This window comes from Clostridium sp. 'White wine YQ' (genome assembly GCF_028728205.1).
Classification (GTDB): Bacteria; Bacillota; Clostridia; order Clostridiales; family Clostridiaceae; genus Clostridium_T.
In genome coordinates this window covers 43,186-70,164 of the sequence record NZ_JAQYUU010000003.1, presented here as the reverse complement: position 1 = coordinate 70,164, position 26,979 = coordinate 43,186, and the positions used below count along the sequence as shown (strand labels likewise).

Annotated in this window: 27 protein-coding genes; 17 read left to right on the top strand and 10 right to left on the bottom strand. The window is 31.2% G+C overall.

Features of this window, described 5'->3' with window-relative positions:
* Positions 1-64 precede the first annotated feature (64 nt).
* From PTZ02_RS12565 to PTZ02_RS12550, 4 genes are all read left to right on the top strand, one after another.
* Positions 65-841 (top strand): prolipoprotein diacylglyceryl transferase, encoded by a 777-nt coding sequence (locus tag PTZ02_RS12565; RefSeq protein WP_274228154.1) that lies wholly within the window; start codon positions 65-67, stop codon positions 839-841.
* The gene (locus PTZ02_RS12560; RefSeq protein ID WP_274228153.1) at positions 825-1,652 is read left to right on the top strand and encodes a hypothetical protein; all 828 of its coding nucleotides are present in this window, start codon (positions 825-827) and stop codon (positions 1,650-1,652) included. The genes PTZ02_RS12565 and PTZ02_RS12560 overlap by 17 nt, the downstream gene beginning before the upstream one ends.
* A gap of 140 nt (positions 1,653-1,792) precedes the next feature.
* On the top strand, positions 1,793-2,641 hold the full coding sequence (locus PTZ02_RS12555; protein ID WP_274228152.1) for an Mrp/NBP35 family ATP-binding protein: 849 nt from the start codon (positions 1,793-1,795) through the stop codon (positions 2,639-2,641).
* Positions 2,642-2,755: 114 nt separating this feature from the next.
* A complete protein-coding gene (locus PTZ02_RS12550; RefSeq protein WP_202766821.1) occupies positions 2,756-2,944 on the top strand; it encodes a ferredoxin in 189 nt (62 codons plus the stop codon).
* Between the two features lie 34 nt (positions 2,945-2,978).
* Here the strand turns inward: PTZ02_RS12550 and PTZ02_RS12545 are convergent, their stop codons facing one another.
* The 4 genes from PTZ02_RS12545 to PTZ02_RS12530 all read right to left on the bottom strand — a co-directional run bounded on the left by PTZ02_RS12545 (position 2,979) and on the right by PTZ02_RS12530 (position 5,733).
* Positions 2,979-3,188, bottom strand: a complete 210-nt coding sequence (locus PTZ02_RS12545; RefSeq protein ID WP_274228151.1) for a hypothetical protein — start codon at positions 3,186-3,188, stop codon at positions 2,979-2,981.
* Positions 3,189-3,259: 71 nt separating this feature from the next.
* The gene (locus PTZ02_RS12540; RefSeq protein WP_274228150.1) at positions 3,260-3,712 is read right to left on the bottom strand and encodes a PadR family transcriptional regulator; all 453 of its coding nucleotides are present in this window, start codon (positions 3,710-3,712) and stop codon (positions 3,260-3,262) included.
* 4 nt (positions 3,713-3,716) lie between these two features.
* Complete coding sequence (locus tag PTZ02_RS12535; RefSeq protein WP_274228149.1) at positions 3,717-4,559, bottom strand: DegV family protein; 843 nt, start codon at positions 4,557-4,559, stop codon at positions 3,717-3,719.
* A gap of 178 nt (positions 4,560-4,737) precedes the next feature.
* Positions 4,738-5,733 carry a DUF3048 domain-containing protein gene (locus tag PTZ02_RS12530; protein ID WP_274228148.1) on the bottom strand — a complete coding sequence of 332 codons (996 nt, stop codon included), beginning with the start codon at positions 5,731-5,733 and terminating at the stop codon, positions 4,738-4,740.
* 263 nt (positions 5,734-5,996) lie between these two features.
* On the opposite strand from PTZ02_RS12530, the gene nrdD reads away from it, so the two are divergent.
* From nrdD to PTZ02_RS12495, 7 genes are all read left to right on the top strand, one after another.
* Positions 5,997-8,114, top strand: a complete 2,118-nt coding sequence (gene nrdD / locus PTZ02_RS12525; RefSeq protein WP_274228147.1) for an anaerobic ribonucleoside-triphosphate reductase — start codon at positions 5,997-5,999, stop codon at positions 8,112-8,114.
* A gap of 381 nt (positions 8,115-8,495) precedes the next feature.
* Complete coding sequence (nifV, locus tag PTZ02_RS12520; RefSeq protein ID WP_274228146.1) at positions 8,496-9,650, top strand: homocitrate synthase; 1,155 nt, start codon at positions 8,496-8,498, stop codon at positions 9,648-9,650.
* A 16-nt stretch (positions 9,651-9,666) separates the two neighbouring features.
* Entirely contained in the window at positions 9,667-11,589 is a 1,923-nt protein-coding gene (locus PTZ02_RS12515) for an aconitate hydratase (protein ID WP_274228145.1), read from the top strand.
* Positions 11,590-11,614: 25 nt separating this feature from the next.
* Positions 11,615-12,823 (top strand): NADP-dependent isocitrate dehydrogenase, encoded by a 1,209-nt coding sequence (locus PTZ02_RS12510; protein ID WP_274228144.1) that lies wholly within the window; start codon positions 11,615-11,617, stop codon positions 12,821-12,823.
* Positions 12,824-12,942: 119 nt separating this feature from the next.
* Positions 12,943-13,407: a hypothetical protein gene (locus tag PTZ02_RS12505; RefSeq protein WP_274228143.1), complete on the top strand. Its 465-nt coding sequence runs from the start codon at positions 12,943-12,945 to the stop codon at positions 13,405-13,407.
* A gap of 211 nt (positions 13,408-13,618) precedes the next feature.
* Positions 13,619-14,128: an anaerobic ribonucleoside-triphosphate reductase activating protein gene (gene nrdG / locus PTZ02_RS12500; protein ID WP_274228142.1), complete on the top strand. Its 510-nt coding sequence runs from the start codon at positions 13,619-13,621 to the stop codon at positions 14,126-14,128.
* A 23-nt stretch (positions 14,129-14,151) separates the two neighbouring features.
* A complete protein-coding gene (locus tag PTZ02_RS12495; protein ID WP_274228141.1) occupies positions 14,152-14,748 on the top strand; it encodes a hypothetical protein in 597 nt (198 codons plus the stop codon).
* Positions 14,749-14,828: 80 nt separating this feature from the next.
* On the opposite strand, the gene PTZ02_RS12490 is transcribed toward PTZ02_RS12495, so the two are convergent.
* Positions 14,829-15,716, bottom strand: coding sequence for an alpha/beta fold hydrolase (locus tag PTZ02_RS12490; RefSeq protein WP_274228140.1), 888 nt, complete (start codon positions 15,714-15,716; stop codon positions 14,829-14,831).
* A 159-nt stretch (positions 15,717-15,875) separates the two neighbouring features.
* Between PTZ02_RS12490 and PTZ02_RS12485 the strand changes: the two genes are divergently transcribed.
* A complete protein-coding gene (locus PTZ02_RS12485) occupies positions 15,876-17,351 on the top strand; it encodes a leucyl aminopeptidase (RefSeq protein WP_274228139.1) in 1,476 nt (491 codons plus the stop codon).
* A 120-nt stretch (positions 17,352-17,471) separates the two neighbouring features.
* Complete coding sequence (locus PTZ02_RS12480) at positions 17,472-18,416, top strand: magnesium transporter CorA family protein (protein ID WP_274228138.1); 945 nt, start codon at positions 17,472-17,474, stop codon at positions 18,414-18,416.
* 59 nt (positions 18,417-18,475) lie between these two features.
* Here PTZ02_RS12480 and asnS read toward each other — a convergent pair whose 3' ends face one another.
* Together asnS and PTZ02_RS12470 are read right to left on the bottom strand one after the other, a co-directional pair.
* On the bottom strand, positions 18,476-19,873 hold the full coding sequence (gene asnS / locus PTZ02_RS12475) for an asparagine--tRNA ligase (protein WP_274228137.1): 1,398 nt from the start codon (positions 19,871-19,873) through the stop codon (positions 18,476-18,478).
* 156 nt (positions 19,874-20,029) lie between these two features.
* Positions 20,030-20,728, bottom strand: a complete 699-nt coding sequence (locus PTZ02_RS12470) for a metallophosphoesterase family protein (protein ID WP_274228136.1) — start codon at positions 20,726-20,728, stop codon at positions 20,030-20,032.
* Positions 20,729-20,893: 165 nt separating this feature from the next.
* Here PTZ02_RS12470 and PTZ02_RS12465 point away from each other — a divergent pair, with 165 nt between their 5' ends.
* The 4 genes from PTZ02_RS12465 to PTZ02_RS12450 all read left to right on the top strand — a co-directional run bounded on the left by PTZ02_RS12465 (position 20,894) and on the right by PTZ02_RS12450 (position 23,687).
* A complete protein-coding gene (locus PTZ02_RS12465; protein ID WP_274228135.1) occupies positions 20,894-21,967 on the top strand; it encodes a M24 family metallopeptidase in 1,074 nt (357 codons plus the stop codon).
* A gap of 26 nt (positions 21,968-21,993) precedes the next feature.
* Positions 21,994-22,359 (top strand): zinc ribbon domain-containing protein, encoded by a 366-nt coding sequence (locus PTZ02_RS12460; protein WP_274228134.1) that lies wholly within the window; start codon positions 21,994-21,996, stop codon positions 22,357-22,359.
* 134 nt (positions 22,360-22,493) lie between these two features.
* Complete coding sequence (locus PTZ02_RS12455) at positions 22,494-22,847, top strand: ArsR/SmtB family transcription factor (RefSeq protein WP_274228133.1); 354 nt, start codon at positions 22,494-22,496, stop codon at positions 22,845-22,847.
* 66 nt (positions 22,848-22,913) lie between these two features.
* Positions 22,914-23,687 carry a nitroreductase family protein gene (locus PTZ02_RS12450; RefSeq protein ID WP_274228462.1) on the top strand — a complete coding sequence of 258 codons (774 nt, stop codon included), beginning with the start codon at positions 22,914-22,916 and terminating at the stop codon, positions 23,685-23,687.
* 88 nt (positions 23,688-23,775) lie between these two features.
* Here PTZ02_RS12450 and PTZ02_RS12445 read toward each other — a convergent pair whose 3' ends face one another.
* The 3 genes from PTZ02_RS12445 to PTZ02_RS12435 all read right to left on the bottom strand — a co-directional run bounded on the left by PTZ02_RS12445 (position 23,776) and on the right by PTZ02_RS12435 (position 26,938).
* Entirely contained in the window at positions 23,776-24,594 is an 819-nt protein-coding gene (locus tag PTZ02_RS12445; RefSeq protein ID WP_274228461.1) for a purine-nucleoside phosphorylase, read from the bottom strand.
* Positions 24,595-24,614: 20 nt separating this feature from the next.
* On the bottom strand, positions 24,615-25,787 hold the full coding sequence (locus PTZ02_RS12440) for a phosphopentomutase (RefSeq protein ID WP_274228132.1): 1,173 nt from the start codon (positions 25,785-25,787) through the stop codon (positions 24,615-24,617).
* A gap of 122 nt (positions 25,788-25,909) precedes the next feature.
* Positions 25,910-26,938, bottom strand: coding sequence for a LacI family DNA-binding transcriptional regulator (locus PTZ02_RS12435; protein ID WP_274228131.1), 1,029 nt, complete (start codon positions 26,936-26,938; stop codon positions 25,910-25,912).
* Positions 26,939-26,979 lie beyond the last annotated feature (41 nt).

The following is a 26,979-nucleotide window of genomic DNA, read 5'->3' as shown; positions in this document are numbered from 1 at the left end:
AATTTATTATATTAAGGAGAAGCTATGCTTCTCCTTATTTAAAAGGAATCTTTTAGGAGGAAAGATGAAATTTATATTGTTTGAAATATTCGGGGTTGAAGTTTACGGATATGGATTTATGATTGCATTAGGGATAATAATTGCAATTTTACTAATAGATAAAAGGGGAAAAAAGAGAGGATACAATGTAGATCATATATTCAATATGACTTTAATAGCTGTTTTAAGTGGTGTAATAGGTGGAAAAGTACTTTACTATATAACTGAGTGGAAAAGTATAATAAATGAACCTAAGCTTCTTATAGACAATATTGGAGCAGGCTTTGTTATATATGGAGCTATTATTGGGGGAGCAATAGGAGTTGTTTTATATTCAAGAAAAAAAGGGTGGAATTTATTAGAGATATTTGATCTGATAATTCCAACAGTAGCACTTGCTCAAGGCTTCGGCCGTATTGGATGCTTTTTAGCTGGGTGTTGTTATGGTAAGGAGACAGATCTTCCTATTGGGGTAGTATTTCCAGAAAATTCATTAGCACCTTTTGGAGTTAGAATTATACCTACACAATTGTTTTCAGCTGTGTTTGATATACTCCTATCACTTATATTATTTAGATATGATTTAAGGAACAAAAAAAATGGAAGAGTTTTTGCTCTTTATTTAATTATATATAGTACTGGAAGATTTATCATTGAGTTCTTTAGGGATGACCCTAGAGGAGCAGTATCAGTTTTATCAACATCACAATTTATTTCTATATTTACATTGATAGCTGGTATTTTGTTGTTTAACATAAGTAAAATATTGAAAAGGGAGAAGGAAGATGTTAAAAAAAATTAGCAAAGCTTTAATACCCATATTAGTGTTCTCTAATTTGCTAGTGGGATGTTCATTTATAGATAATACCAAAATAAAAATGGGACTTAAAAATAATGATTTTGAATATATAAAAAATGAAAATGTAAATCAAATAATTATACAAAGCACAAGAGATATAGGCTTTAGATTTGTGGTTACTGATAAAAGGACAATTCAAGATATGTATTCACTTCTTTCTTCATCAAAAGAAGCTAAAGAAAAAACTGATTTAGAACCTGATTATATATTTGAGATGCATATGGGTGATGAAGTTAAAAAATTTAATTATGTAGTAGGGGTTAATTCTAAGGATAAGGGAAATTTTTATGACGATAATAAGATATATTCTGTATCAAGTAGATTAGACAATGATATAATACAAAATTTATCATTTGTTAGAAAACCTAGAGAATTTGCAAGCATATATTTCGGAAGTATCCTAAAAGTTTTAAATGATAAAAAAGATTATTTAAACGAAGGAAATAAAAAAGTGGGTATAGATATGCTTTCTGATGTAGAATGTACAAAATACATGCTTTCAACTGATATAGAAGATTTTAAGAAAAATGCTTCAAAAATTGTAAAAAATATAGGAATAATTAAAGGTGACAAGGATAAGTATGATATTATTATTACTGTAAGTAATCAAGGATACACATCTAAAACATTTAAAACTAGTATTAGCATTGAAAATAAAACCGATCATAGTTATATGCCTTACTATGTAACAGGAAATTATGATCTTAATAGTTGGGAAATCTCATTAAATACTAAGAAACCTAGTGAATGGTAAAAAAGTAGAATTAGGCGCCTGCCAATTTTTCCTCACATGCGTTTGGAAAGGCAGATGCGAGAAAAAAATCGACGGCTCATAATCGCCTTGATGATTTTTTTAATGTAAAAATAAATATTTTAATTCGAGGAGGAATTATTATGTCAAGTTGTTCAACCTGTGCAAGCAAAGATACTTGTTCTACTAAAGACAAGGGTTGTGGAACACAAAATGTAAGTTTAAAAGTTATGCCTAAGTATGGAGAGGTTAAAAATATTATTGGAATAATAAGTGGAAAAGGTGGAGTTGGTAAATCTACTGTTACGGGATTAATAGCAACTCAATTAGCTAAAAAAGGATATAAAGTAGGTGTGTTAGATGGAGATATAACAGGACCATCAATGCCTAGATTTTTTGGAATTAATAATAAAAGAGCAGAAATGTTACCTATTGATGAGAATAACTTTAAATTCAAACCAGTGGAAAGTAACTTAGGAGTAAAAGTGATGTCGATGAATTTACTTACTCCGGTAGAAGATCAGCCTGTTATTTGGAGAGGACCAGTTATAACTGGAGTTTTGAATCAAATGTATACAGATACTGATTGGGGTGAATTAGACTATTTATTAATAGACATGCCACCTGGAACAGGTGATATAGCTCTTACTGTAATGCAAAGTTTCCCATTAAAAGAAATGATAATCGTATCAACACCTCAAGATATGGTATCTATGATTGTTAAAAAGGTTGTTATAATGGCAGAAAAGATGGATGTTAAGGTAAGAGGTGTAGTAGAAAATATGTCTTATATAACTTGTGATAGTTGTGATCACAAGATAAGAGTGTTTAGTAAAAAATCTGCAGAAGAACATGCTGAATATCTAGGACTACCTTTATTAGCAGAATTGCCTATAAATCTTGACTTAACTGAAGCATTAGAAGAGGGAAAAGCAGAAGAGTATGCTAAAGAAGATCCTCTTTATTCATTAGTTTTTGAAGGATTATATTAATAATAATTAAGCTTGATATAATAACTTGGCCTTTGCCAAGTTATTTTTTTTGAATAAGAAATTGTTTTTGGTGAAATAATAAGTTTGTTATTAAATTCATTAGGAGGGAAAACTATGAAAGCAGATGTGGATAAGGATACTTGTATTGGATGCGGATTATGCCCATCAATAGCACCTGATGTATTTGACATGCAGGATGATGGAAAGGCAGGAGTAATAGCAGATCCAGTTCCAAATGATAGCGAGGATAGCGCAAAGGAAGCAGAAGAAAATTGTCCGGTTAATGCTATAAATGTAGAGTAATATAAAAAGTAGCCTATAAAGGCTACTTTTTATATTAAAAGAAATCAACAAGTTTTTCATTGCTTATTTTGTCATTCATAAAGTTTTGTCCGTTTAGTGCACTCTCAGTAGAAAAATCTAAATTGACTTCACTTCCAACCATAGAACCTGCTGGAATATGAGATCTTTGAACATCTAAAGTAGTACCATTTTCAAGTAATACAGATGCACTTGTTGGATTCATTTCAAGAATTTTTCCCTTCACTTAAAAAACCTCCTATGTAAAATAATAATATTATTATTTCTATAGAAGGTAATTGTTATTCGTTTATAAAGCTAATAAAGATGAGAATATATCGTATTAAAGACCTTTAGAGCTTCTTGAATCTTAGGTTTTAATAGATCCTTTCTTTTTTCGAATTCTTCTAAACCAAGCGGTGTAAGAGAATATATCTTTTGGAATTTCTTTTTAGGGTCATCCCATTCACCAATGATTAATCCTTCTTTTTCAAATCTTTTTAATGTAGGATATATTCCACCAGTGGAAGGAACCCAAAGACCATTTGTTTTTTCACCAATCTTATGAGAAATATCATTACCATTAGAAGAACCTTGGCTTAATATATATAATACGTATATTGGCAACAATCCTTTTGTAAAAACTTGACCAACAGCCTCTTTTTCTTTATTAATCTTTTTTAAATCTGCGAGTTTCTTTTTATATTCTTCATAGAGTCTTTTTTCTTCTGCTCTAATATTCTCTTCCCTATTAAAGCTTGAATTATTCATACTACTATTCCTTTTCTAATGTTATTCCTACAAGCCCAGGACCAGTGTGAACTCCTAAAGCAGGCCCGATAGCTGAAAATCCTAGACTAGTTATATTAGGTAGGTCTTTGATTTCATCATAGAATTTCTTGGCTTCTTCTGGAGCACCTCCATGAAGAACTGCAACTTTACATTTTCCCTTGCTTAGCCATTCATCTAAAATTTCTCTTATTACTTTCAAAGACTGTTTTCTTCCACGAACTTTTGAGTAAACTGAGAAGTTTCCATCAGGAGCAACAGTTATAACAGGCTTTATATTTAAAAGCTGACCAATTACTCCAGCAACTCGACCTATTCTACCGCCTTTTCTAAGGTATTCTAAAGTATCTAGTGTAAAGAAGATACCAGTCCTTTCCTTGCAACCTGGGAGGGCTTTAACAATGTTATCAAAGCTTTCTCCAGCCTCGATCATTCTAGCTGCATCTAAAACTATATATCCTTGCTCTCTAGAAAGAGTTTTTGTATCGAATATATGGAATTTAAGATTAGGATGATCTTCTGCTATTAGTTTAACACTATTATATGTTCCTGAAAACCCTAAAGAGATAGTGATTATAATAACATGTGTATAACCTTCTCTCTCTAGAGAGGTTAGAATTTCATCAGTGGTTTCTATACTAGGAAGAGAAGTAGTAGGAACCTCTTTTTCAATATTTGAATATAAATACTCAGGTGAAATATCTATTCTATCTCTAAACTCCCTATCCTTATAGATGATTCTAAAAGGAAGAAGCTTTATGTTATGCTTATTTATTTCATCCATTTCTAAATCACAAGAACTATCTGTGATTAAAGCGATTTTTTCCATAATAAACCTCCAAAATAACTTGTAAGCTAATTATAGCATAATAGATAACATTATCAATAGTGATAAGGATAAAATATATCAGTATTGATAAGGTTTTTAAAAAAATATATTTTCAGAAGGAAATCCGCTCAATATCTAATGTAATGAGAGAATTTCAAACTTCTAAAAATATAACATCTTAATTCACACTAACATCATTTGCAACTATATGCCCAATTGTATTTCCAGGAGATAAAGGAATCTCATTGTTTTTGTTATCATAAAGTATAGTTCTGTTATTTTCTTGTTTCCAATATCCATTTATTATTTTGCCATTCGATAATACAAAGGCATTTCCGGTACCAGTTAGTCTTATATTCAAATGAACCATATCCTTTGATAATGATATTTCAGTCTTTTGAATAACAACATTTTTAAATTTAAGTATGCTATTAGTATTCATATCTAAAGCAGGTTTTCCATCCATAGATTTTTCATAAAAACCATCTTTATAAATATAACTTGTAGAATAACTTTTATTTAGCACTAGATTAAGTGCATTAAGATCTTGCAGAGAAGGATTACTCCAATAATTATTATTAAAGGTCATAAACTTATTAGGAGTATAAGTTAGATTTTTGCTTTTAATATACTTTTCTATATTTTCTCCAGAAGTATATAAATTATGAGGAGCTTTTCTTTCATTATCCCTCCAAAAGAAATTTCTATTAGACATTTCATTAATACTCATATAAGATTTATCCTTTGATATAAGAGATAGAGCTTCTTCACTTCCTCCGCAATGAGCAAAGGGTAGATTCAATGATTTTCCAATTGAAATGAAATATGCCCGAGCACTTCTTACAGGACCAATTTTTTTTGGTAAATTTTTTTGGAAGAGGGCTATAAACCTTGGTATTCCTCCCTCGGCCATAGTTTCATAGACAATGTCAGCAGAATTTAATCCACTTTGAGGTCTTGAGGCGGTAGAGTTTTCTACGATAACCATAAAGGGGGAATTATTTAGTATTTCTTGGGAGGTATCTTCTCCAGTATAAGAACTTACTTGTGTAACTTCAGATTTACTTACAGGAGAAGAATCTGTATTATTATCCAATTGGGTGTTGGGGTGTTTGGAGCATCCAACGAGTATTAATGATGAACATAGTATTAGGGAAAAAAATTTTTTTATCATAATAATCTCCTTATAGCATTATCTACATAAATTATATTAAGAATAGTAATGGATAAATTACTGATTTCTATTAAGTTTTTAAGAGGTTGAAACTTTTCTATAAAAGTCAAAGGTCAAAAACCTTTAAAAAAACTTAAAAATAGGAGTAAAAAGGATATATTAAATGCTATAACCTTTAAAGGAGAAATTTGAAGATTGATAATAAAATTTTCCTAATATATAATAATCAAAGTACAATATATGGTGTTATGGAGGTATGCGACATGCTAGATGTTGTGAAAAGAGACGGTAGAGAAACAAAATTTAACTCAGAGAAAATTTCTAATGCCATTAAACGCGCGGCAGAGGAAGCTGGGAGTCACTTAAGAGAAGGTCAAGTTATTGACTTAGTACAGAAGGTTATAACCTACATAGAAATGTCAGAACAAGAGAGAGTTACAGTAGAGGAAATCCAAAATCTTGTGGTTAGAGCACTAAAAGATAGTGGATTAAATGAAATTGCAGGTAATTATTCTGCTTACAGAGATGAAAGAACAAAGGTTAGAGAAATAAAATCAGATTTAATGACTGCGATTAAAAAAATAGGTGTAGAGACAGATAGAGATAATGCTAATGTAGGAAATAATTTTTCTTCAAAGCTATTAAGAATTGCATCTGAGTCAAACAAATGGCACAACTTAGCATCAATGCCTAAACATCTAGCAAAAGCTCATGAAAATGGAGATGTATATTACCATGATTTAGACTCATACAACTTGACAACAAATTGTCTACATATTCCTACAAAAGAAATGCTTGAAAAGGGTTTCAACACTGGGTATGGAACTATTAATATGCCTAGAAGAATTGAAACTGCAGCAGAACTTTCTTGTATATTATTACAATCTACTCAAAATGATATGTTTGGTGGACAATCTCATCCAGACTTTGATAATGATATGGCTATATTCATTGAGCCAACAAGAGAGGAAATTAGAAATGAACTTGTATCATATGGATTAGAAGGAGAAAAGTTAGAAGAGACTATAGAGAGAAAACTTGTTGAAAGAGTTCATCAAGCAATGCAAGGAGTAGTTTACAATCTTAATACAATGCATTCAAGAGCAGGATCACAAGTACCATTTTCTTCTATAAACTTAGGAATTCCTCATTCGAAGGAAGCTGCATTAGTATGTGAAGCCTTCTTACTAGAATATGAAAAAGGACTTGGTAGAGGAGAACAACCTATATTCCCTAACATAATTTTTAGAGTTAAAGAAGGGGTAAATAGAGAACCAAATGATCCATACCATTATTTATATAAATTAGCTTGCAGGGTTGCTGCAAAGAGAATGAATCCGACATTTATGAATATAGATGCTGATTTTAATAAAGAATACTATGATCAAGGATACATGCCAGCGACAATGGGATGTAGAACATACCTAATGAAAAATGTAAACGGGGAACCTGGTTGTAAGGGAAGAGGAAATATTGCACCAACTACAATCAACTTACCAAGAATAGGTATCCTTGCAAAAGGCGATATTAATAAATTCTTTGAGATTTTTGACTCAAGAATAGAACTAGCAAAAGAATCATTACTTCATAGATATGGTATATTAAAACAATTAAGAGTTAAGGATTTACCTTTTGTTGCTGGACAACATCTAATGAAAGGTGCAGAAGGGTTAGATCAAAATGATTCCATTGAACCTATATTAAAGCAAGGTACATGGGGTATAGGATTTATAGGATTAGCTGAAACACTAGTTGCATTAACTGGTAAACATCACGGTGAAAGTGAAGAAGCTAGAGAATTAGGAGTTAAAATAGTAACTCATTTAAGAAATAAATGTGATAGATTTATAGAAGAAACTAAATTAAACTGGAGTTGTTACGCTACACCAGCAGAAGGACTTAGCGGTAAGTTTATTAAACAAGATCAAAAGATGTTTGGTAAATTAAATGGTGTAACTGATAAAGAGTACTATACAAATAGTTATCATGTACCAGTAAGTCAACCTTTATCTATAAAAACTAAAATTGAAATAGAAGCTCCTTATCATAAGCTTTGTAATGCTGGACATATAAGTTATCTTGAAGTAGATGACTGCCCAACTGGAGAGGCTATAATGGATATTCTTAATTATGCTTATAAGAATACTAATATAAGTTACCTAGGAATAAACTTCCACATAAGATATTGTAGAACTTGTGGAACATATCTTCACAGCAATGAGAGTAAATGCACAAGTTGTGGAAGCACAGATATTCAAGGTGTATCAAGAGTAACTGGATATTTAAGTTTAGATGAAAGATTTGGTCCAGGAAAATACCAAGAGAGAGAAGATAGAATCACTCATACAGAAAAACATAATAAGAACTATAAGTGTGTATAATACTTTTAAAACCTTCCTAATTTATTAGGAAGGTTTTCTTTTTTAATTTTCAGTGAAAAATATAATAATTTATTACCTTATAATATAAAAACATGTTTAAAAATGATGTTTTTTGTAGCGTGCTGTTACAAAGAAGGTGAAAGAAATTTTTTTGAACTTGCAAAAAGTGAAAAATGCTAGGAATAGGGAATTTCAAAGGAATTTAGGCCTTAAAGCTTGAAAACACAAGAATACAAAGGTGTATAAAAAATCTTGTTATTATTTTTTTGTTGTGATAAAATTGAGTATATTGAATTGTGAAGGCTTATCTATTGCATAAGTGATGACAATTTGACAAAGAGTGTAAATTGGGGTTTAGAAAAAGTAAAAAGGGGGATCAGAATGTCTATTAAAGATTTAAAAACAGGTAAAGAGATTACTATTGTAGATACTACTTTACGTGATGGAGAGCAAACTGCAGGTGTAGTTTTTTCGAATCATGAAAAGGTAGCTATAGCAGAATTACTTGATGAATTAGGTGTAGATCAGCTTGAAGTCGGAATTCCTACTATGGGTGGAGATGAAAAAGCTGCTATAAAAACTATCGCAAAGAGAGGCTTAAAAGCTTCAATAATGGCGTGGAATAGAGCCGTAATTTCAGATATTGAGCAATCTATTGATTGTGGCGTTGATGCTGTTGCAATTTCTATATCAGTATCAGATATCCATATTGAGCATAAGCTTAAAACCTCAAGAGAATGGGTTTTAGAAAGTATGGTAAAAGCAGTAGAGTTTGCTAAGAAAAATGGAGTATATATATCTGTTAATGGAGAAGACTCTTCAAGAGCTGATAGGGATTTCCTTGTACAGTTTATAACAGAAGCTAAAAAGGCAGGTGCCGATAGATTTAGATATTGTGATACTGTTGGAATAATGGAACCATTTAAAATTAATAGTATCATTAAAGATTTAAGAGATAATACAAATTTTGATATAGAAATGCATACTCATAATGATTTTGGTATGGCTACAGCAAATGCTATTGCAGGAATCTTAGGGGGAGCAACTCACGTTGGAGTAACTGTAAATGGATTAGGGGAAAGAGCAGGAAATGCAGCACTAGAAGAAGTTTTAATGGCTCTTAAACACGTTTATGGATATGAAGTTAATGCAGATACAAAGATGTTTAGAGAATTATCTGAATATGTATCTAGAGCATCAGGAAGAGATCTTCCTATATGGAAAGCTATAGTTGGTACAAATATGTTTGCTCATGAATCAGGAATTCATGCAGATGGGGCAATAAAAAATCCTAAAAACTATGAGGCTTTTTCACCAGATGAAGTTGGACTTCAAAGACAGTTAGTTATAGGTAAACATTCCGGAAGAGCAAGCATAGTAAATAAGTTTAAAGAGTATGGGGAAGAACTAGATAGTCAGGCAGCAGATTGGCTTTTGGCTAAAGTTAGAGAAGTTTCTGTTAACCTTAAGAGAAGCCTTTTTGATAAAGAAATAGTTCAGCTCTATAGAGATTATAAGAGAATAAATAAGCAATAAGCAAGGGGGAAGAAAGATGGGCGAAAATTTAGTATATAAAATATTAAAATCACATTTAGTAGAAGGAGAACTTGTAGTAGGAGAACCAATAGGTATTAAAATAGACCAAACCCTTACTCAAGATTCAACAGGTACAATGGCATATCTTCAATTAGAAGCTATGGGTATAGATAGAGTAAAAACTAAAAGAAGTGTTGCTTTTATTGATCATAATATGCTACAACAAGGCTTTGAAAATGCTGATGACCATGCATTTATTCAAACAGTAGCATCCAAATATGGAGTGTATTTTTCAAAACCAGGAAACGGAATATGTCACCAAGTATTCTTAGAAAGATTCTCAACTCCAGGTGAAACCTTAACAGGTTCAGATTCACATACACCTACAGCAGGTGGAGTTGGAATGCTTGCTATGGGAGCAGGTGGATTAGATGTTGCTTTAGCAATGGGTGGAGGAGCTTATTATATTAATACACCTAAAGTCTGCAAGATTAATCTTGTAGGAAAACTAAACCCAATGGTAGCGGCAAAGGATATAATTCTTGAAGTATTAAGACAACTTACAGTAAAAGGTGGAGTTGGAAGAGTATTTGAATATGCAGGAGAAGGAGTTAAAACTCTTTCAGTTCCAGAAAGAGCAACTATAACAAACATGGGAGCAGAACTTGGAGCTACAACTTCAATATTCCCAAGTGATGAAAGAACTCTTGAGTATTTTAAAGCTCAAGGAAGAGAAGAAGATTGGATAGAATTTAAACCAGATGCAGATGCAATATATGATGAAGAAATTACAATAGATTTATCAGAGCTTAAGCCACTTGCGGCTAAGCCACATTCACCAGACAATGTTGAAGAAATTAAAACAATCGGAAAAATAAAAGTTGATCAAGTTGCAATAGGAAGCTGTACTAATTCATCTTATGAGGATTTAATGAAAGTATCTAAGATTCTTAAAGGTAAAAAAGTACATCCAGAAGTAAGCTTAGTAATCGCACCAGGATCAAGACAGGTTATGGAGATGCTATCTAGAAATGGAGCACTTGCAGATATTATAAGTGCAGGAGCTAGAATACTTGAAAATTCTTGTGGACCTTGTATAGGTATGGGTCAAGCACCAGGAACTGATGCAGTTTCCTTAAGAACTTTCAATAGAAATTTCTATGGAAGAAGTGGAACTCTATCAGCAAAAGTTTATTTAGTATCACCAGAAACAGCAGCTGTATCAGCTATAAATGGATATTTAACTGATCCAACTGAATTGGATATTGATATAAAGGTAGAACTACCAGAAAGATTCTTAATTGATGATAGTATGATAATAGCTCCAGCAGTAGATGGGAGCAAGGTTGAAATAAAGAGAGGCCCTAATATAAAGCCATTCCCAGTTAATAATCCACTTGGAGATTCTTTAGAAGGAAAAGCTATATTGAAGGTTGGAGACAATATTACAACTGACCATATTATGCCATCAAATTCAAAATTACTACCATATAGATCTAATATTCCTTACTTAGCAGACTACTGTTTCAATACAGTAGATGAAAACTTCCCTAAGTATGCAAAGGAAAATAACGGTGGATTTATAGTTGGAGGGGGTAACTACGGTCAAGGTTCATCAAGAGAGCATGCTGCACTTGCACCACTTTATTTAGGAGTTAAAGGAGTTATAGCTAAGAGTTTTGCAAGAATTCATAAGGCTAATCTAATTAATAATGGAATAGTACCTATGACTTTTGCAAATGAAGAAGATTATGATAAGATAAATCATTTTGACGAGTTAGTTATTTCTGATATTAAAGAAGCTCTTAATTCTGGAGTATTAGAAGTTACAAATAAAACAGGAAATTATACATTCAAGGTAAATGTAGAATTAACTGAAAAAGAAATAGAAGTAATAAATGCAGGTGGAAGATTAAACTACGTAAAAATTAATGCATAATACAAAGAATTGGGGGACTATACAAATGGTGAAAATAGCAATGAAAACTCCATTGGTTGAAATGGATGGAGACGAAATGACAAGAATAATATGGAAGATGATTAAAGATGAATTATTACTTCCATTTATAGATTTAAAAACAGAGTATTATGATTTGGGCTTAGAATATAGAAATGAAACAGATGACAAAGTTACAACTGAAGCATCTGAGGCTATTAAAAAGTATGGTGTTGGAGTAAAATGCGCAACTATAACTCCAAATGCTGCAAGAGTTAAGGAATATAACTTAAAAGAAATGTGGAAGAGTCCAAATGGAACTATTAGGGCTATATTAGATGGGACAGTATTCAGAAGTCCTATAATAGTAGATTCTATTGAACCTTTCGTTAGAACTTGGAAAAAGCCTATAACTATAGCAAGACATGCTTATGGTGATGTTTATAAAAATGTTGAAATAAAGGTTGAAGGCAAAGGTACAGCTGAATTAGTATTTACTTCAGAAAATGGAGAAGTAGAAAAGCAAGTTATCCATACTTTTGATGGACCAGGAGTTCTTCAAGGAATGCATAATACTAATAAATCTATAGAAAGCTTTGCAAGAGCATGTTTTAACTTTGCATTAGATAGAAAAGAAGATTTATGGTTTGCATCAAAGGATACAATATCTAAAAAATACGATCATACTTTTAAGGATATATTTGAAGATATATTTGAAGAGGAATATAAAACTAAATTTGATGAGGCTGGTATAGAATTCTTCTATACACTTATAGATGATGCAGTAGCAAGAGTAGTTAAATCAGAAGGTGGCTTTATATGGGCATGTAAGAACTATGATGGAGATGTAATGAGTGACATGGTTGCTACAGCTTTTGGTTCACTAGCTATGATGACTTCAGTACTTGTTTCACCAGAAGGTTTCTATGAATATGAGGCAGCTCATGGAACAGTACAAAGACATTACTACAATCACTTAAAAGGAAAAGAAACTTCAACTAACTCTATGGCAACCCTATTTGCTTGGACAGGTGCATTGAGAAAAAGAGGGGAATTAGATAACATCCCTGAGCTTATAACTTTTGCAGATAAGCTAGAGAAAGCATCTATTCAAACAATAGAAGAAGGTGTAATGACAAAGGATTTAGCAAGTCTTTCATCAATAAAAGATATTAAAGTAGTAAATACTGAAGATTTTATAAAAGAAATAAGAACTAGACTTGAAGCAGCGCTTTAAGATTTAGAAAGAACCTGGAGAAATCCAGGTTCTTTTTCTATAATAGTTAAGCTAATATAGACACTATAAAAATACCTGTGATAGAATTGTAATATATGGAAAAATAAAGGGGAGTAGCTATGGGAAAGAAATCAAAATTTATACTAGTTATATTATATACGCTTATAATAGTGGTGATTACCATGTATTTTAATTTAAGAACTTATACAGTAGTTAAATATAACTTTGATGTAATAAATGATGACTTTATAGTTAGAGATTTTACTTTAGTTACGTTTAAGGATAAATACTATATACCAAAAGACTATAAAATTGAGAAAAGAAATTCATCAAAAGGAAAAGTGAGTGATATCTCAATGGAAATATATCAGGATGGGAAACTCATAAAAAGTTCCATGTTTGGATTTGAACATAATCAGGAGTATGAACCTGGTATGGATGAGCTTGGGGATTCAAGAATTTTTCCCCAAAAGATAGAATTAGATAAAGTACTAGATATAAGATTTAAATACACCCTAGATGGTGTTGAGAAGGAAAGTAATCAGACGGTTGAATTAGATAAACATATAGAACAAAAGCTTTAAGAAAATTTAATTTAGGTTTTAAAAATGATATAATATATTACGTATTGGGAGTTGCCCAATTTAATTCAAAAGTTAAGAAGTTGTTGAAATTTGATTAAATAATAAAGGGTGGTAAAAAATTGAAGGAATGCTCACCAGATTATGCATGGATGAGGTTTTTTACCACCCTTCTTATTATCAAATTATAATAAATGTTTGGAGTGAATAACACATGGATAAAAATATTAGATTATCAGGAATAGCATATGAATCTTTAGTTAATGGCCCTGGTATTAGAAGAGTTTTCTTCTCCCAAGGATGTATACATAATTGTAAAGAATGTTTTAACCCAGACACCCATGATTTTAATGGGGGAGAACTTAGAGATATGGATGAACTTATACTAGATGTTAAGGAAAATCCAATGATAAAGGGAATAACTTTCTCAGGTGGAGACCCATTTGAACAAGCTGATAAATTCGCTTATATGGCTAAGGAATTTAAAAAACTTGGATTAAATATTTGGAGCTATACTGGATATACCTTTGAATATATATTAAGCCATCTAGAGGAAAGAGAAGGTTGGAAAGAACTAATTAATAATATTGATGCCTTAGTTGATGGAAGATTTGAAGTAGAAAGAAAAGAAGATGGACTTAGGTTTAGAGGATCATCAAATCAAAGGATTATCAATGTGCCTGAGAGTTTAAGAGAAGGAAAAGTTATTTTGGTTGAGATTTAGATAAAAGAAAATGGGGTTTGTAGATGGAATTAATAATTAAACCAAAACCAGTAGGCATGGCTAATTGCATATATAATGTATATGAGAATGAAATCTTGATTTATAAAGGAGTAGTAAATACTACTAATCTTCTTTGGCCTAAGAAAGTTACTTTATATGGAGCAGATGGTAAGGAAATATGTTATGCAAAACAAGAAAATATACTAAATTTTATAATGGAATGTATGCCAATAATTAACCTTTTTAGTTTTAGTTCGTGTCCGTTTATATACTATAAAGATAATGAAAATGTAGGTAAGGTGAAAAATAAATATTCTTATATTTATTGTACATTTAATAAAGAAGAGTATAAGTTAGCAAGTCCAAACATTAACGTTAAGTATATCTATAATAGTAAAAAACAGATTGGAAAAACACAAAGAACTAAAATTAACAAATATTTTGATAGTTTCTTTTATAGAGTAATGTTTAATAGCAATGTTTCAAGAGAACTAATGATAATGCTATTTATAATTTCAGAAGTTATTTGGGAAGGAGATAATCTTAATTATAATACTTTTGAATACACTAAGAAATCTACAAACAAAAAGTATGATGATAATTGGACCCCTGATGAATAATAGAAATTCCGTTTAAGCCATAATTTAAATTAAGAAAGAAGCTCAATAAGTGATATAGACTTATTGAGCTTCTTTTTATCTTAAAAATTATTAACTTCTTTTAAAAACAAATCCTTTGCTTCAATAAATGGATAATGACCACAATTATTAAAGACAACTAGCTTACTATTAGCAATAATACTATTTAAGTCCATACCTAGTGAAGCTGGGACGGAGTTATCATTTGAACTAAATAAGAGTAAAGTCTTATTAGGTAGGGTTTTTATTTTATCCATAGGAATTCCTGTATTCTTAGTAGTAATTAGTTTACTAAGGGTTTGAGCGGGAATAGTCCTATTAAAATAGTAGTCTTCTCTAAAGTAATCCATATCCATGTTGCTGTTTTTAATAAATTTCTTAGAAAAGCTTGCTCCTTGAACATAATAGTTTATGTATGCTTCCTTCTTAATTACTGAAGGTATAGGTACTTGTTTTTTACCAGCTTGTATTGTGGGATTTACTAAAATCAAGGAATTAATTCTATCTGAATGAGTTAGAGATAGGTTTATTGCAACAGCCCCTCCCATTCCATGTCCTAGTACTGAAAATTTACTAATTGATAATGCATTAGCTAAATTAATTATGGCTTCACTAAATGAAGTATATGTATATTCTTGTTTTGAATCTTTTGAGGAAAGACCAAAGCCAGGTAAATCTATAGTAATCACTCTATGATTTTTTGCAAGTTCATCTTTAATTGAATAAAAATCATTAGAACTTCCTAAAAAGTCATGAACAAGGATTATAGGTGCGCCACTTCCCGCATCCGTATACCTAATTTTATAATTATTTAATTCTAGAAACTTATTATCTTTAAATTTATCTTTATACGAAATAGAAATGAATAAATTCGTAAGATAAGAAAAACCTATAAGTAGTAATAATGAAGTTACTATTATTTTAATAAAACGATTAATCAATTTCTTCATAAATTTATGCTCCTACAAAGGTAGATATTTAAGTTTATTATACCATTAAATGAGAGATACTTTCTAATTTTTATTATGTGCCAATAACAATAGTATATTTATGAAGATTATGGTATATTTAAATTATTAATTGATAGTAACTATTAAGAGGTGATAAATATGGACATAAACTATAAAAAGTTTCCTTGTTCTGAGGCTGATGCAGTTATAATACCTTTATTTGAAGGAAAGGTTGAAGTGCCCAATGAAGAAACTAATAGGTTCTTAGATTTAATAAAAGCTAAGGGACAGTTTAAAGGAGCTAAAGGGGAAGTAATAAGCTTTATAAGAGATTTAGGCGGAAACCTTCAAGATGCAATAATCACAGGTCTTGGTAAAGAAGAAGAACTGTCAAATGAAGCCATTAGAGTAGCTTTATCAAAAGCTGTAAGAAAGGCAAAAGAGTTAAAGGATAAAAGGATATTTATTAAGATTCCGGAAAACTCAAAACTAAGCTATTATGAAACCTCAAAAGCAATTGTAGAAGGACTAGGACTAGGAGCATATAGCTTTGAGAAATATAAAAGTAAGAATGAAACAATTGAATTAAGTTTCTCCTTAGCAGGAAGAGATATTAGTGATGAAGAGACTAGTAATATCAATGAGGCAATAGAAGAGGGGCAAGTTTTAGTTGAAGCAGCAGAAGTTGCTAGAGATTTAGTTAATGAACCTGCAAATGCTCTATACCCAAGAACTTTAGCTGAAAAGGCTAAAGACTTAGGAGATACATATGGTTTTGAAGTAGAAGTAAAAGATGATGAAGAAATTAAAGCTTTAGGAATGGAAGCATTTCTAACTGTTGCAAGAGGATCTAAAAACAGTCCTAAGTTAATTGTAATGAGATATTACGGTGATGATAATAATAAGGATAAAGTTTTAGGTTTAGTTGGAAAAGGACTTACATATGACTCAGGTGGATATTCACTAAAGCCAAGTAGTGGAATGGAAACTATGAAGTCTGACATGGGAGGAGCAGCTGCAGTAATTGGAACAATGATGTCTATAGCTAGAAGAAAGTTAAAGACTAATGTAATAGCAGTTGTAGCAGCTTGTGAAAACATGATATCAGGTGATGCATATAAGCCAGGAGATATTATAGGCTCTATGGCAGGTAAGAAGATTGAGGTTATAAATACAGATGCAGAAGGAAGACTTACTCTTGCAGATGCAGTTACATACATAATTAGAAAAGAAGGAGTTAATGAAGTAATTGATGTTGCCACATTAACAGGTGCAGCTTTAGTTGCTTTAGGAACTACAACAACAGCAGTAATAACAAATAATAATGAGTTCTATGGAGAACTTAGTGCAGCATCAGAATACTCTGGGGAAAGAGTATGGCAGCTTCCAAGCTTCCCAGAATATAAGAAGTTAATTAAATCAGATATAGCAGATTTAAAAAATACTGGTGGAAGATATGCTGGAACAATAACTGCTGGTTTATTTATTGGAGAGTTTGTGGAAGATAAGCCATGGATGCATTTGGATATAGCAGGAACTGCTTGGAATGATTCAGCTAGAGATTATTCACAAAAGGGTGGAACTGGAGAACCTTTAAGAACTTTATATGAACTTTTAAAGAGAAGAGCTAAATAATATAAAATTAAAAGGATTTGGAATACCAAGTCCTTTAATTTTTTGCATATATTTAATTACTGTTATTTATTTTTGTTTGCTGATATAATAGTTAAGGGATGCTAAGAAGGAGGTAATAATATGATAAATATTTATAAGACTACAAGTGAAACAGATCTTACATTGAAGACTATAGAAAATATTGAAGCTGGATGTTGGGTAAATGTTGTGGCCCCTACAGAGCAAGAAATAATATTACTAGCAAAGAAGACTGGGGTACCTCTTGAATTTTTAAAGGCTCCTTTAGATGATGAAGAAACTTCAAGAATTGATATTATAGATAATAATATTTTGGTTATAGTGGATATTCCATTTACTGAAATGGAGGACAACTCATTAACTTATGATACCTATCCTTTAGCAATAATACATACTGAAAAAGAAATCATAACAGTATGTTTAAAGAATTCAAAAATATTAACAGATTTCGCTAAAGGTGTAATAAGAGGTTTTTATACATTTAAAAGATCAAGATTTATACTACAGATATTAAGTAAAATAGCAACATACTATCTTCTATACTTAAGACAAATAGATAAGAAGAGTTTAATGATAGAGAAGAAACTTCATAAATCAATGAAGAATAAAGAATTGATTCAAATGTTATCACTAGAAAAATCTTTGGTATATTTCTCAACTTCACTTAAATCAAATGAAATAACCTTAGAAAAAATGATGAAGATGTCAATAATGCAGAAGTACCCTGAGGATAATGATGTATTAGAAGACGTTATTATAGAAAATAAGCAAGCTATAGAGATGGCAGGAATATATAGTGATATACTAGCAGGCACAATGGATGCCTTCGCATCAGTAATTGCAAATAACTTAAATATTGTAATGAAGGTATTAGCTGCAGTAACTATAGTTATGTCTATTCCTAATATGATTTCAGGAATATTTGGAATGAATGTTGGAGGAAATCCATTTTCAGAAAGCCCAGTAGGTCTTATATCTGTAGTTGGATTTATAGTTTTCCTATGTGTTGTAGCTGCTTTAATATTAAAGAAAAAAGATATGTTTTAATTGTGTATATAAAATATAAAACATAAAAACTCCAGTAGCTTAGCTACTGGAGTTTTTTATTAAAAGTCTGATTGACCTGTAGTTCTTGGGAATGGTATAACGTCTCTTATGTTTGTCATTCCAGTTATATACATAATTAATCTTTCAAAACCTAAACCAAATCCAGAGTGAGGTGTTTCACCATATTTTCTTAATTCTAGGTACCACCAGTAATCTTCTTCATTTAAGTTTAATTCAGCCATCTTTTTCTTTAACACATCAAGTCTTTCTTCTCTTTGAGAACCACCGATGATTTCGCCTATTCCAGGAACTAAACAGTCCATTGCAGCAACAGTTTTTCCATCTTCATTAAGTCTCATATAGAAAGCTTTGATATCTTTTGGATAATCAGTTACAAATACAGGTCTCTTAAATATTTCTTCAGTTAAATATCGTTCATGTTCAGTTTGAAGATCTATTCCCCATTCTACTGGGTACTCAAATTTCTTGTCTGATTTTTGAAGAAGTTCAACTGCTTCAGTATAAGTAACTTTACCAAAGTCAGAAGTTACAACATGGTTAAGTCTTTCTAAAAGACCTTTATCTATAAATTGATTAAAGAATTCTAATTCTTCAGGACATTCTTCCATAACATAGTTAATAACAAACTTTAACATGTCTTCTGCTAGTTCCATATCATCTTTAAGATCAGCAAAAGATATTTCAGGTTCTATCATCCAGAATTCTGCTGCATGTCTAGCAGTATTAGAATTTTCAGCTCTAAAAGTAGGTCCGAAAGTATAAATGTTTCTAAATGCTAATGCAAAAGATTCTCCGTTTAATTGTCCTGAAACAGTAAGATTTGTTTCTTTACCAAAGAAATCCTCTGAATAGTCTATCTTACCTTCTTCAGTTTTAGGAATGTTATTAAGGTCTAAAGTAGTAACTCTAAACATTTCTCCAGCACCTTCAGCATCAGATCCAGTTAAAATTGGAGTATGTGTATATACAAATCCTCTTTCTTGGAAGAACTTGTGTATAGCATATGCTGCAACAGAACGAACTCTAAAAACTGCAGAAAATGCATTACTTCTTGGTCTTAAGTGAGCAATTGTTCTTAAATACTCAAAAGTATGTCTCTTCTTTTGAAGAGGGTAGTCAGAGGAAGACATTCCTTCAACTATAATTTGATCTGCTTGAATTTCAAAAGGTTGTTTTGCATCAGGTGTTTCAACTAAAGTACCTATAACAGATATTGATGAACTGATAGGTAACTTAGAAATATCTTTAAAGTTTTCTAATTTATTAGCATCTAAAACTATTTGTACGTTCTTAAAGAAAGAACCGTCATTTAATTCAATAAATCCAAAGGCATTAGAAGCTCTTAAAGTCCTAATCCATCCACTAATTTTAATCTCTTTGTTAGCAAAATCTTTTTGTTCTCTATAAAGAGACTTTACTAAAATGTTGTTACTCATAGATATCCTCCTTAAACTTTTTAAATGTAGTCCGAAAGTTATAATTTATTCTAAAACCGTTATATACACAGCTAAAAGTTATATTACTAATAATTGCATATAAGTCATAATGAGATTTTACAACAAAAAGCCAGTATTTGCAAGAAGCCGCCAGACTTATTCGGTACCGCTTTCGTAACCATCTATAAGTCTAGTTGGAAAATCAAGCAGCTGCATATCCTTCATAATTCTTTTATATTCATAAGGAACCTCTTTGAAATTAACCTTAGGCTTTGAATCTCCTTGTATATCAATTATTGCATAAGTAGCATTAGGTCTACCAAGCATAGGTTTACCAACTGATCCATCATTTATAAATAACTTATCATTGAATTCCTTATATCCAGGTAAATGAGTGTGGGCAGCTACCAAGATGTTGCCTTGGAACTCCTTCATAACTTCAGCTGTTTCCTCCGAGTCTTGTAATAAATATTCGTTTATCCTTCTTGGACTTCCATGAACAAAAGTTATTTTTTTACCTTCAAATTCTAGTGTCATGGAACTTGGAAGATTATTTAAAAATTCTTTATTTGAGGCCCTTAACTCATTAACGGTCCATGGAAGTACAAAGGAATTTATAGAAGTATCTCTAATGTAAGTAAAATCATTATCAACTACAGAAGCATCGTAATTGCCCTTTAAGCAAGGAATTCTCTTTCTCCTAATTAAGGCAATAACTTCATTTGGATGAGGACCATAACCTACTAGATCTCCTAAGCACATAATAAAATCAATATTTTCACTATCTATATCTTCTAGGACACTCATTAATGCATATATATTGCCATGTACATCTGATATTGCAGCTATTCTCATAGTATTTCCTCCATTATTATTTTTATATTTAATATATTACTACAATGCTTTTCAATTTTAAATATTGTAAATACTATATAATATGATAAATCAGTTACATTTTGGTTAAATAAGAATGATATAATAATGTTATGTAAGAATTTATATTTAGTAGGAGTGAAGGAAATGAAAGTAGACAGAGTTAAAAAAATATTAAGGGATATGGAAGCAGAAAGCTTAGAACAAATGATAGTTACATCCTCAGCTGCTATTTTTTATTTAACAGGTAAATGGTTTGAAGTTGGAGAGCGTATGATAGCTCTTTATTTATCAACTAAGAATGAACCTAAGCTAGTGGTTAATGAGTTATTCCCAATTGTAGAAGATTTGGGTGTGGAAGTTTTATGGTATAAGGATACTGAAGATCCAATACTTATTTTAAGTAAATTTATTGATAAAGAAAAATCACTTGGAATAGATAAGAATTGGCCAGCTCATTTTTTAATAAGATTAATGGAACTAGGAGCAGGAAAAGCATTTGTAAATGGATCTCCAATAATTGATAAGGCTAGAGCAATAAAAGACAATGAAGAAATAGAACTTATGAAAAAAGCTAGTGATATAAATGATAGAGCCATGAGAGAAATTTGGAGAAGCATAGGGGAAGTAAAGACTGAAAAAGAAATGGGAGCATTATTAGGAGAATTATACGATAAAGAAGGAGCGGAAGGGTATTCCTTTGCACCTATAATAGCTTATGGAGCTAATGGGGCAGATCCACACCATGAACCAGACAAATCACTACTTAAAAAAGGAGAAGGGGTGGTTATAGATATTGGATGTTTATACAACCACTATTGTTCAGATATGACAAGAACAGTGTTTTATGGTGAACCTTCAAGTAAAGCAATAGAAGTATATAATATTGTAAAGGAAGCAAATTTAAAGGGAGAGGAAGCTGTTAAACCAGGCAGAAGATTTTGTGATGTTGATAACGCGGCTAGAAATCATATAGAGGTAGCTGGGTATGGAAAGTATTTTACTCATAGAACTGGACATTCTATTGGAATAGAAGTACATGATTATGGTAATGTAAGTGCTGTTAATGAAGATAAGTTAGTACCAGGAATGATCTTCTCAGTAGAACCAGGGATATATCTATCTGGAGATGTAGGAGTAAGAATAGAGGATTTAGTTCTAGTAACAGATTCTGGAGTAGAGGTATTAAATAAAGTAACAAAGGATATTGTAGTTCTTTAACATACTTTGTTAAGGAGGATAAAAGAATGTTTTTTATAGGTATTTTTGGTATTGAAACAAAACAAAAAGAAATTAAAAGGATAGCATCAGCATCATGTAAAGAATGTAGGACTGGTGAGCTAATATTATATAAACAATTTAATATGTTTCACTTCTTTTTTATTCCACTAATTAAATGGGGAGTAAGATACTACCTAGTATGCAGAGATTGTAATACTGTCTATGAAATATCTAAGGAAAAAGGTAAGGCTGTAGAAGAGAGTATTGAAGAAATAACTTACTGGGATTTGAAGGTATTGCGTAGGGGAGATGTTAAAGTATACTGTAGTAATTGTCATAGGGAAGTGAATGAAGAATTTGAATACTGCCCACATTGTGGAAGTAAAATATAAAAAAAGGCTTATTAAAGCCTTTTTTTCATTCATCTAGACTTTCTTTACCAATAAACCACTTCAAAGAAACTTATGCTATAATGGCTTAAACCAATAAACCATTAAAATTATTTATTTCCGGAAGGAGCTTAATAATGAATGAATCTAATGAATTATTAGTGCTATCAAAAGAATTTAAAGAATGCCAAAAGGCATTAATAGCAATTGGGGATGAAACAAGGCAGTTAATTATAAGTGCATTACTTTTAAGTGATTGCAGCGGTATAAGAGTGGGTGATATTGCTCAGAAGACTAATCTTTCAAGACCATCAGTATCACATCATTTACAAATATTAAAGAATGCAAATATGATAAGTGTGAGAAGAGAAGGAACAAAAAATTATTATTATCTAGAAGCAAGGGATAATGAGTTAAATAAGATTATAAGGCTTTTTAACCATGTCAATGCTATTATGAAGCATGCACCTGATAGAAGAGATGATTTTTAAATATTAGACGTGAAAATTGCATAATCAAAAATAAGGATTAAAATTGTTGGAGGAATAAGAGTGGATATGAAATCAGATGTTAGTATTGATTTAGAAAAATGTGTTGGTTGTAGTAAGTGTGTAAAAGATTGTCCAGAATATAATATAGTGATGGAAAATAATAAAGCTGTCATAAGAAGGGATGAATGTCTAAAATGTGGTCACTGTGTGGCTATTTGTCCTAAAGGCGCAGTGAGAATACCTCAATATGATGAAGAAGAAATTATACCTATAAGTGAGGAGGACAAACTTAATAGTGATACTCTACTAAAGGTAATAAAAGGTGGACGTTCCATTAGACAATTTAAAGATATTCCAGTAGAAAAGGAAAAGTTAATGCAGATCATTGAAGCAGGACGTTATACAGCAACTGCAAGTAATAAACAGGATGTTTCATATATTGTAATTACAGAAAAGAATAAGGAAATTGAAAAAGAAGCGGTAAAGTTATTGAGATTACTCAAAAAGCCTCTTGGACTATTTATACCAATTGTAAAATCAATTACTGTAGATGATGAATTTTATTTTAAAAATGCTCCAGCTGTTATTGTTGTAGTATCAAAGGATCAAGTTAATGGTTCTTTAGCAGCATCTAATATGGAGTTAATGGCAGAGTCGTTAGGGCTCGGCACATTTTACAGTGGATTTTTTACTAGAGCAGTAAATATAAGCGCTAAACTTAGAAGTCTCTTAAAAATGGAAAAAGGACAAAAGGTTGCAACTGTCCTAGTAATTGGATATCCAAATGTGACATATGAAAGGACTGTACCGAGAAAAAAAGCAGACATTCAATTTGTGTAGTTTTCAAGAAAAAATTCATTTGAAAGTTATAGATAAAATATAAAAAGCAGAGAAATATATATTTCTCTGCTTTTTGCTTTAAATATTTTTATAGAGATTTTATTATATTATTCATTAATGAAATAAAGGTGTTTTTTACTTTTTCTGAAGTTTCCATAACTTCTTCATGACTTAAAGGTTGATCTAATATTCCAGCTGCCATATTAGTCATGCAAGATATACCTAGTACCTTCATTCCTTGATGTTTTGCTATTATAACTTCAGGAACAGTTGACATACCAGCAGCATCTCCACCTAAGGTTCTTATCATTCTTATTTCAGCAGGTGTTTCATAAGTAGGGCCACTCATCATTGCATATACACCTTCTTTAAGTGTAAGGTTCAATGATGATGCTATATCCTTAGCCTTTACTCTTAAATCTTTATCATAGGCATTGGACATATCAGGGAATCTAGGACCAAAGTCATTTAAGTTTCTTCCTATTAGTGGATTATCACCCGATAAATTAATATGGTCTGATATTAGCATTAAATCTCCTGGCTCAAAAGATGTATTAACAGCTCCAGCAGCATTAGTTACGATTAGTGTTTCTACCCCGAGAAGTTTCATTACTCTAACAGGAAAAGTTACTTCATTCATTTTATATCCTTCATAAAAGTGAAAACGTCCTTGCATTGCAATAACAGATTTTCCTTGAAGTTTACCAATAACCAGTCTTCCTGCATGACCTTCTACTGTAGATACAGGAAAATGAGGTATTTCATTATAATTATAGTATTCTGCATCTTCTATTTTATCACCAATTGCACCTAGTCCTGATCCTAATATAAGTGCAATTTCAGGTTTGTATTTCGTCTTAGATAGTATAAAGTCACCAGCTTCTTTTATTTTTATATTTAAATCAATCATTATTCCACTCCTTATTCTTATTTCAATATTTCTTTAAGGAAACTCTCACCATTTTGTATTTTTTCAGTATTAAATATATCACATATGGTTTGCCCCATACTATAGAATCCCATTTTAATACCTAGGTTATAACCTTCTTTTAGTGATTTTCCATATGCTAAGAATGGTACATATTCTCTTGTGTGATCAGTTCCAGGGAATGTAGGATCGCATCCATGGTCAGCTGTTATAAATAATACATCTTCTTCCTTCATATTGCTTATTATTTCTTTTAATCTTTGGTCAAATGCTTCTAATCCCTCACCATAAGCCTTTGCATTATTTCTATGACCCCACTTAGAATCGAAATCTACAAGATTAGTAAAAATTAATCCAGAAGTACTTTCCTTCATATAATCTAGAGTTTTATCAACTCCATCCATGTTATCTTTAGTATGAACTGCGTGAGTTATTCCTTTACCAGAGAAAATATCTTCGATTTTTCCTACTGCCATAACAGGAACTCCTGCTGATTTTAATATGTCTAAAGTTGTTTCATGTGGTGGAACTAATGCATAGTCTTTTCTATTAGGTGTTCTGCTAAAGTTACCTGGTTCGCCTATATAAGGTCTAGCGATTACACGAGCTACTTTACGATCTCCATGTAACATTTCTCTAGCTATTTCACAATATTTATATAAATCATCTAGTGGTATTAATTCTTCATGAGCTGCAATTTGAAATACTGAGTCAGCTGAAGTATATACTATTAGTGCACCAGTTTTTAATTGTTCTTCACCTAATTCATCAAGTATCTCAGTTCCTGATGCAACTTTATTTCCTATTACTTTTCTTCCAGTTTTCTCTTCAAATTCTTCTATTAAATCTTTAGGAAATCCATTAGGATATGTAGGGAAGGCAACTTCAGTTTTTACCCCAACCATTTCCCAATGGCCAGTTACAGTATCCTTACCATTTGAAGCCTCGTGCAATTTACCATAACAACCTATAGGATTTTGGGCTTTGTTTATGTTCTCCATACCATCAATTAATCCAAGACCAAGGGATTCCATATTAGGTAGCTTTAATCCACCATTATATTTTGAAACATTTCCTATAGTATTTGAACCAACGTCACCATACTTATCTGCATCAGGAAGAGCACCCATTCCAACACTATCTAGAACTATCCAAATTACTCTTTTTATCATAATATCGCCTCCAAAATAATAATTGAATATAATCTAAGAATCCTAGATTATATATTAAGTGTAACCGCTTTACTTTTAAGGGTTAATTATTCTAAAGGAGTATATCCTCTAGAATAAAAATTTTAATTTTGTTTTTTATAATATTTTTCAGATCCTTTAAGTACTAATGAAGATTTAAGTGTTATAGTCTGTACTTCTACTTTATCATCTGAGTTAAGAGAATCTAGAAGTAAGTTCATTCCTATTTCTCCTAGTTCAGTAGTTGGACCATCAATATAACTAATATCTAATCCTATTATATTAAATAAATCTATTCTATCAAAGGAAATTAGTGCAATATCTTCAGGAAAAGATAAATTTTTTTCTCGTATAGATTTTATGGCCCCGATAGTCATTTGGTTAGAGCTAGTGAAAATTGCAGTTGGGCCATTATGTAACTCTAAAATTCTATTTGTTAAATTATATCCAGATTCAAGTGTATAGTCACCATAAAGAATATAATCATCATTTATCTGAATATTATTTTCACTTAAAGCTCGTTTGTAACCATCAAGACGTTCTTGAGCAGACTTAGAATTCATTCTTCCAGTAATTATTGCAATCTTAGTATGCCCTTCGTGGATTAATGAATTCACTGCATTATAACTACTTTCTAGGTTGTCTACAAAGACACCAGAAAAGTTTGAATGCTTTAGATGCCCATCTATCAAAACCACAGGAATACCTAAATTATTTAATTCATTTAAGCAATCTACATTTTGGTCATCTTCACAGGAGGTTGGTGTAATTAATAGGCCACGGATTCTATGTTCTCTTAAGGATTGAATGCTTCTAATTTCTTTTTGAATTGATTCATGTGAATCGCAGAGAATTATGTTAAAGTTATTATCTTCAGCAACTTTATTTATACCTCTAAATACTTCACCATAGAAAGGATTCGTTATATCTGGAACAATTACTCCTATTGTATTAGTTTGTTTTTTAGATAAACTTCTTGCAATCGCAGATGGAGTATAATTATAATCCTTCATAATTTTTAATATCTTTTCTTTTGTTTCTAATTTAACGTAACCAGAATTATTAAGTACCCTTGAAACAGTAGCTAGAGAAACACCAGCAGCTTTAGCAATATCAGAAATCGTTGCAGCCATTTAAATCCCCCCAAAAAATAAATAGTAATAATATTATATGT

Excerpts from the sequence above, each read along its gene's own strand:
- PTZ02_RS12560 (WP_274228153.1), top strand. The coding sequence starts at position 825 with ATGTTAAAAAAAATTAGCAAAGCTTTAATACCCATATTAGTGTTCTCT.
- PTZ02_RS12455 (WP_274228133.1), top strand. The coding sequence starts at position 22,494 with ATGAATGAATCTAATGAATTATTAGTGCTATCAAAAGAATTTAAAGAA.
- PTZ02_RS12480 (WP_274228138.1), top strand. The coding sequence starts at position 17,472 with ATGATAAATATTTATAAGACTACAAGTGAAACAGATCTTACATTGAAG.
- PTZ02_RS12470 (WP_274228136.1), bottom strand. The coding sequence starts at position 20,728 with ATGAGAATAGCTGCAATATCAGATGTACATGGCAATATATATGCATTA.
- PTZ02_RS12535 (WP_274228149.1), bottom strand. The coding sequence starts at position 4,559 with ATGGAAAAAATCGCTTTAATCACAGATAGTTCTTGTGATTTAGAAATG.
- PTZ02_RS12435 (WP_274228131.1), bottom strand. The coding sequence starts at position 26,938 with ATGGCTGCAACGATTTCTGATATTGCTAAAGCTGCTGGTGTTTCTCTA.
- PTZ02_RS12515 (WP_274228145.1), top strand. The coding sequence starts at position 9,667 with ATGGGCGAAAATTTAGTATATAAAATATTAAAATCACATTTAGTAGAA.
- PTZ02_RS12565 (WP_274228154.1), top strand. The coding sequence starts at position 65 with ATGAAATTTATATTGTTTGAAATATTCGGGGTTGAAGTTTACGGATAT.
- PTZ02_RS12440 (WP_274228132.1), bottom strand. The coding sequence starts at position 25,787 with ATGATAAAAAGAGTAATTTGGATAGTTCTAGATAGTGTTGGAATGGGT.
- PTZ02_RS12495 (WP_274228141.1), top strand. The coding sequence starts at position 14,152 with ATGGAATTAATAATTAAACCAAAACCAGTAGGCATGGCTAATTGCATA.
- PTZ02_RS12490 (WP_274228140.1), bottom strand. The coding sequence starts at position 15,716 with ATGAAGAAATTGATTAATCGTTTTATTAAAATAATAGTAACTTCATTA.
- asnS (WP_274228137.1), bottom strand. The coding sequence starts at position 19,873 with ATGAGTAACAACATTTTAGTAAAGTCTCTTTATAGAGAACAAAAAGAT.
- PTZ02_RS12530 (WP_274228148.1), bottom strand. The coding sequence starts at position 5,733 with ATGATAAAAAAATTTTTTTCCCTAATACTATGTTCATCATTAATACTC.
- PTZ02_RS12485 (WP_274228139.1), top strand. The coding sequence starts at position 15,876 with ATGGACATAAACTATAAAAAGTTTCCTTGTTCTGAGGCTGATGCAGTT.
- PTZ02_RS12450 (WP_274228462.1), top strand. The coding sequence starts at position 22,914 with ATGAAATCAGATGTTAGTATTGATTTAGAAAAATGTGTTGGTTGTAGT.
- PTZ02_RS12505 (WP_274228143.1), top strand. The coding sequence starts at position 12,943 with ATGGGAAAGAAATCAAAATTTATACTAGTTATATTATATACGCTTATA.
- PTZ02_RS12465 (WP_274228135.1), top strand. The coding sequence starts at position 20,894 with ATGAAAGTAGACAGAGTTAAAAAAATATTAAGGGATATGGAAGCAGAA.
- PTZ02_RS12540 (WP_274228150.1), bottom strand. The coding sequence starts at position 3,712 with ATGAATAATTCAAGCTTTAATAGGGAAGAGAATATTAGAGCAGAAGAA.
- PTZ02_RS12460 (WP_274228134.1), top strand. The coding sequence starts at position 21,994 with ATGTTTTTTATAGGTATTTTTGGTATTGAAACAAAACAAAAAGAAATT.
- PTZ02_RS12550 (WP_202766821.1), top strand. The coding sequence starts at position 2,756 with ATGAAAGCAGATGTGGATAAGGATACTTGTATTGGATGCGGATTATGC.
- nrdG (WP_274228142.1), top strand. The coding sequence starts at position 13,619 with ATGGATAAAAATATTAGATTATCAGGAATAGCATATGAATCTTTAGTT.
- nifV (WP_274228146.1), top strand. The coding sequence starts at position 8,496 with ATGTCTATTAAAGATTTAAAAACAGGTAAAGAGATTACTATTGTAGAT.
- PTZ02_RS12510 (WP_274228144.1), top strand. The coding sequence starts at position 11,615 with ATGGTGAAAATAGCAATGAAAACTCCATTGGTTGAAATGGATGGAGAC.
- nrdD (WP_274228147.1), top strand. The coding sequence starts at position 5,997 with ATGCTAGATGTTGTGAAAAGAGACGGTAGAGAAACAAAATTTAACTCA.
- PTZ02_RS12555 (WP_274228152.1), top strand. The coding sequence starts at position 1,793 with ATGTCAAGTTGTTCAACCTGTGCAAGCAAAGATACTTGTTCTACTAAA.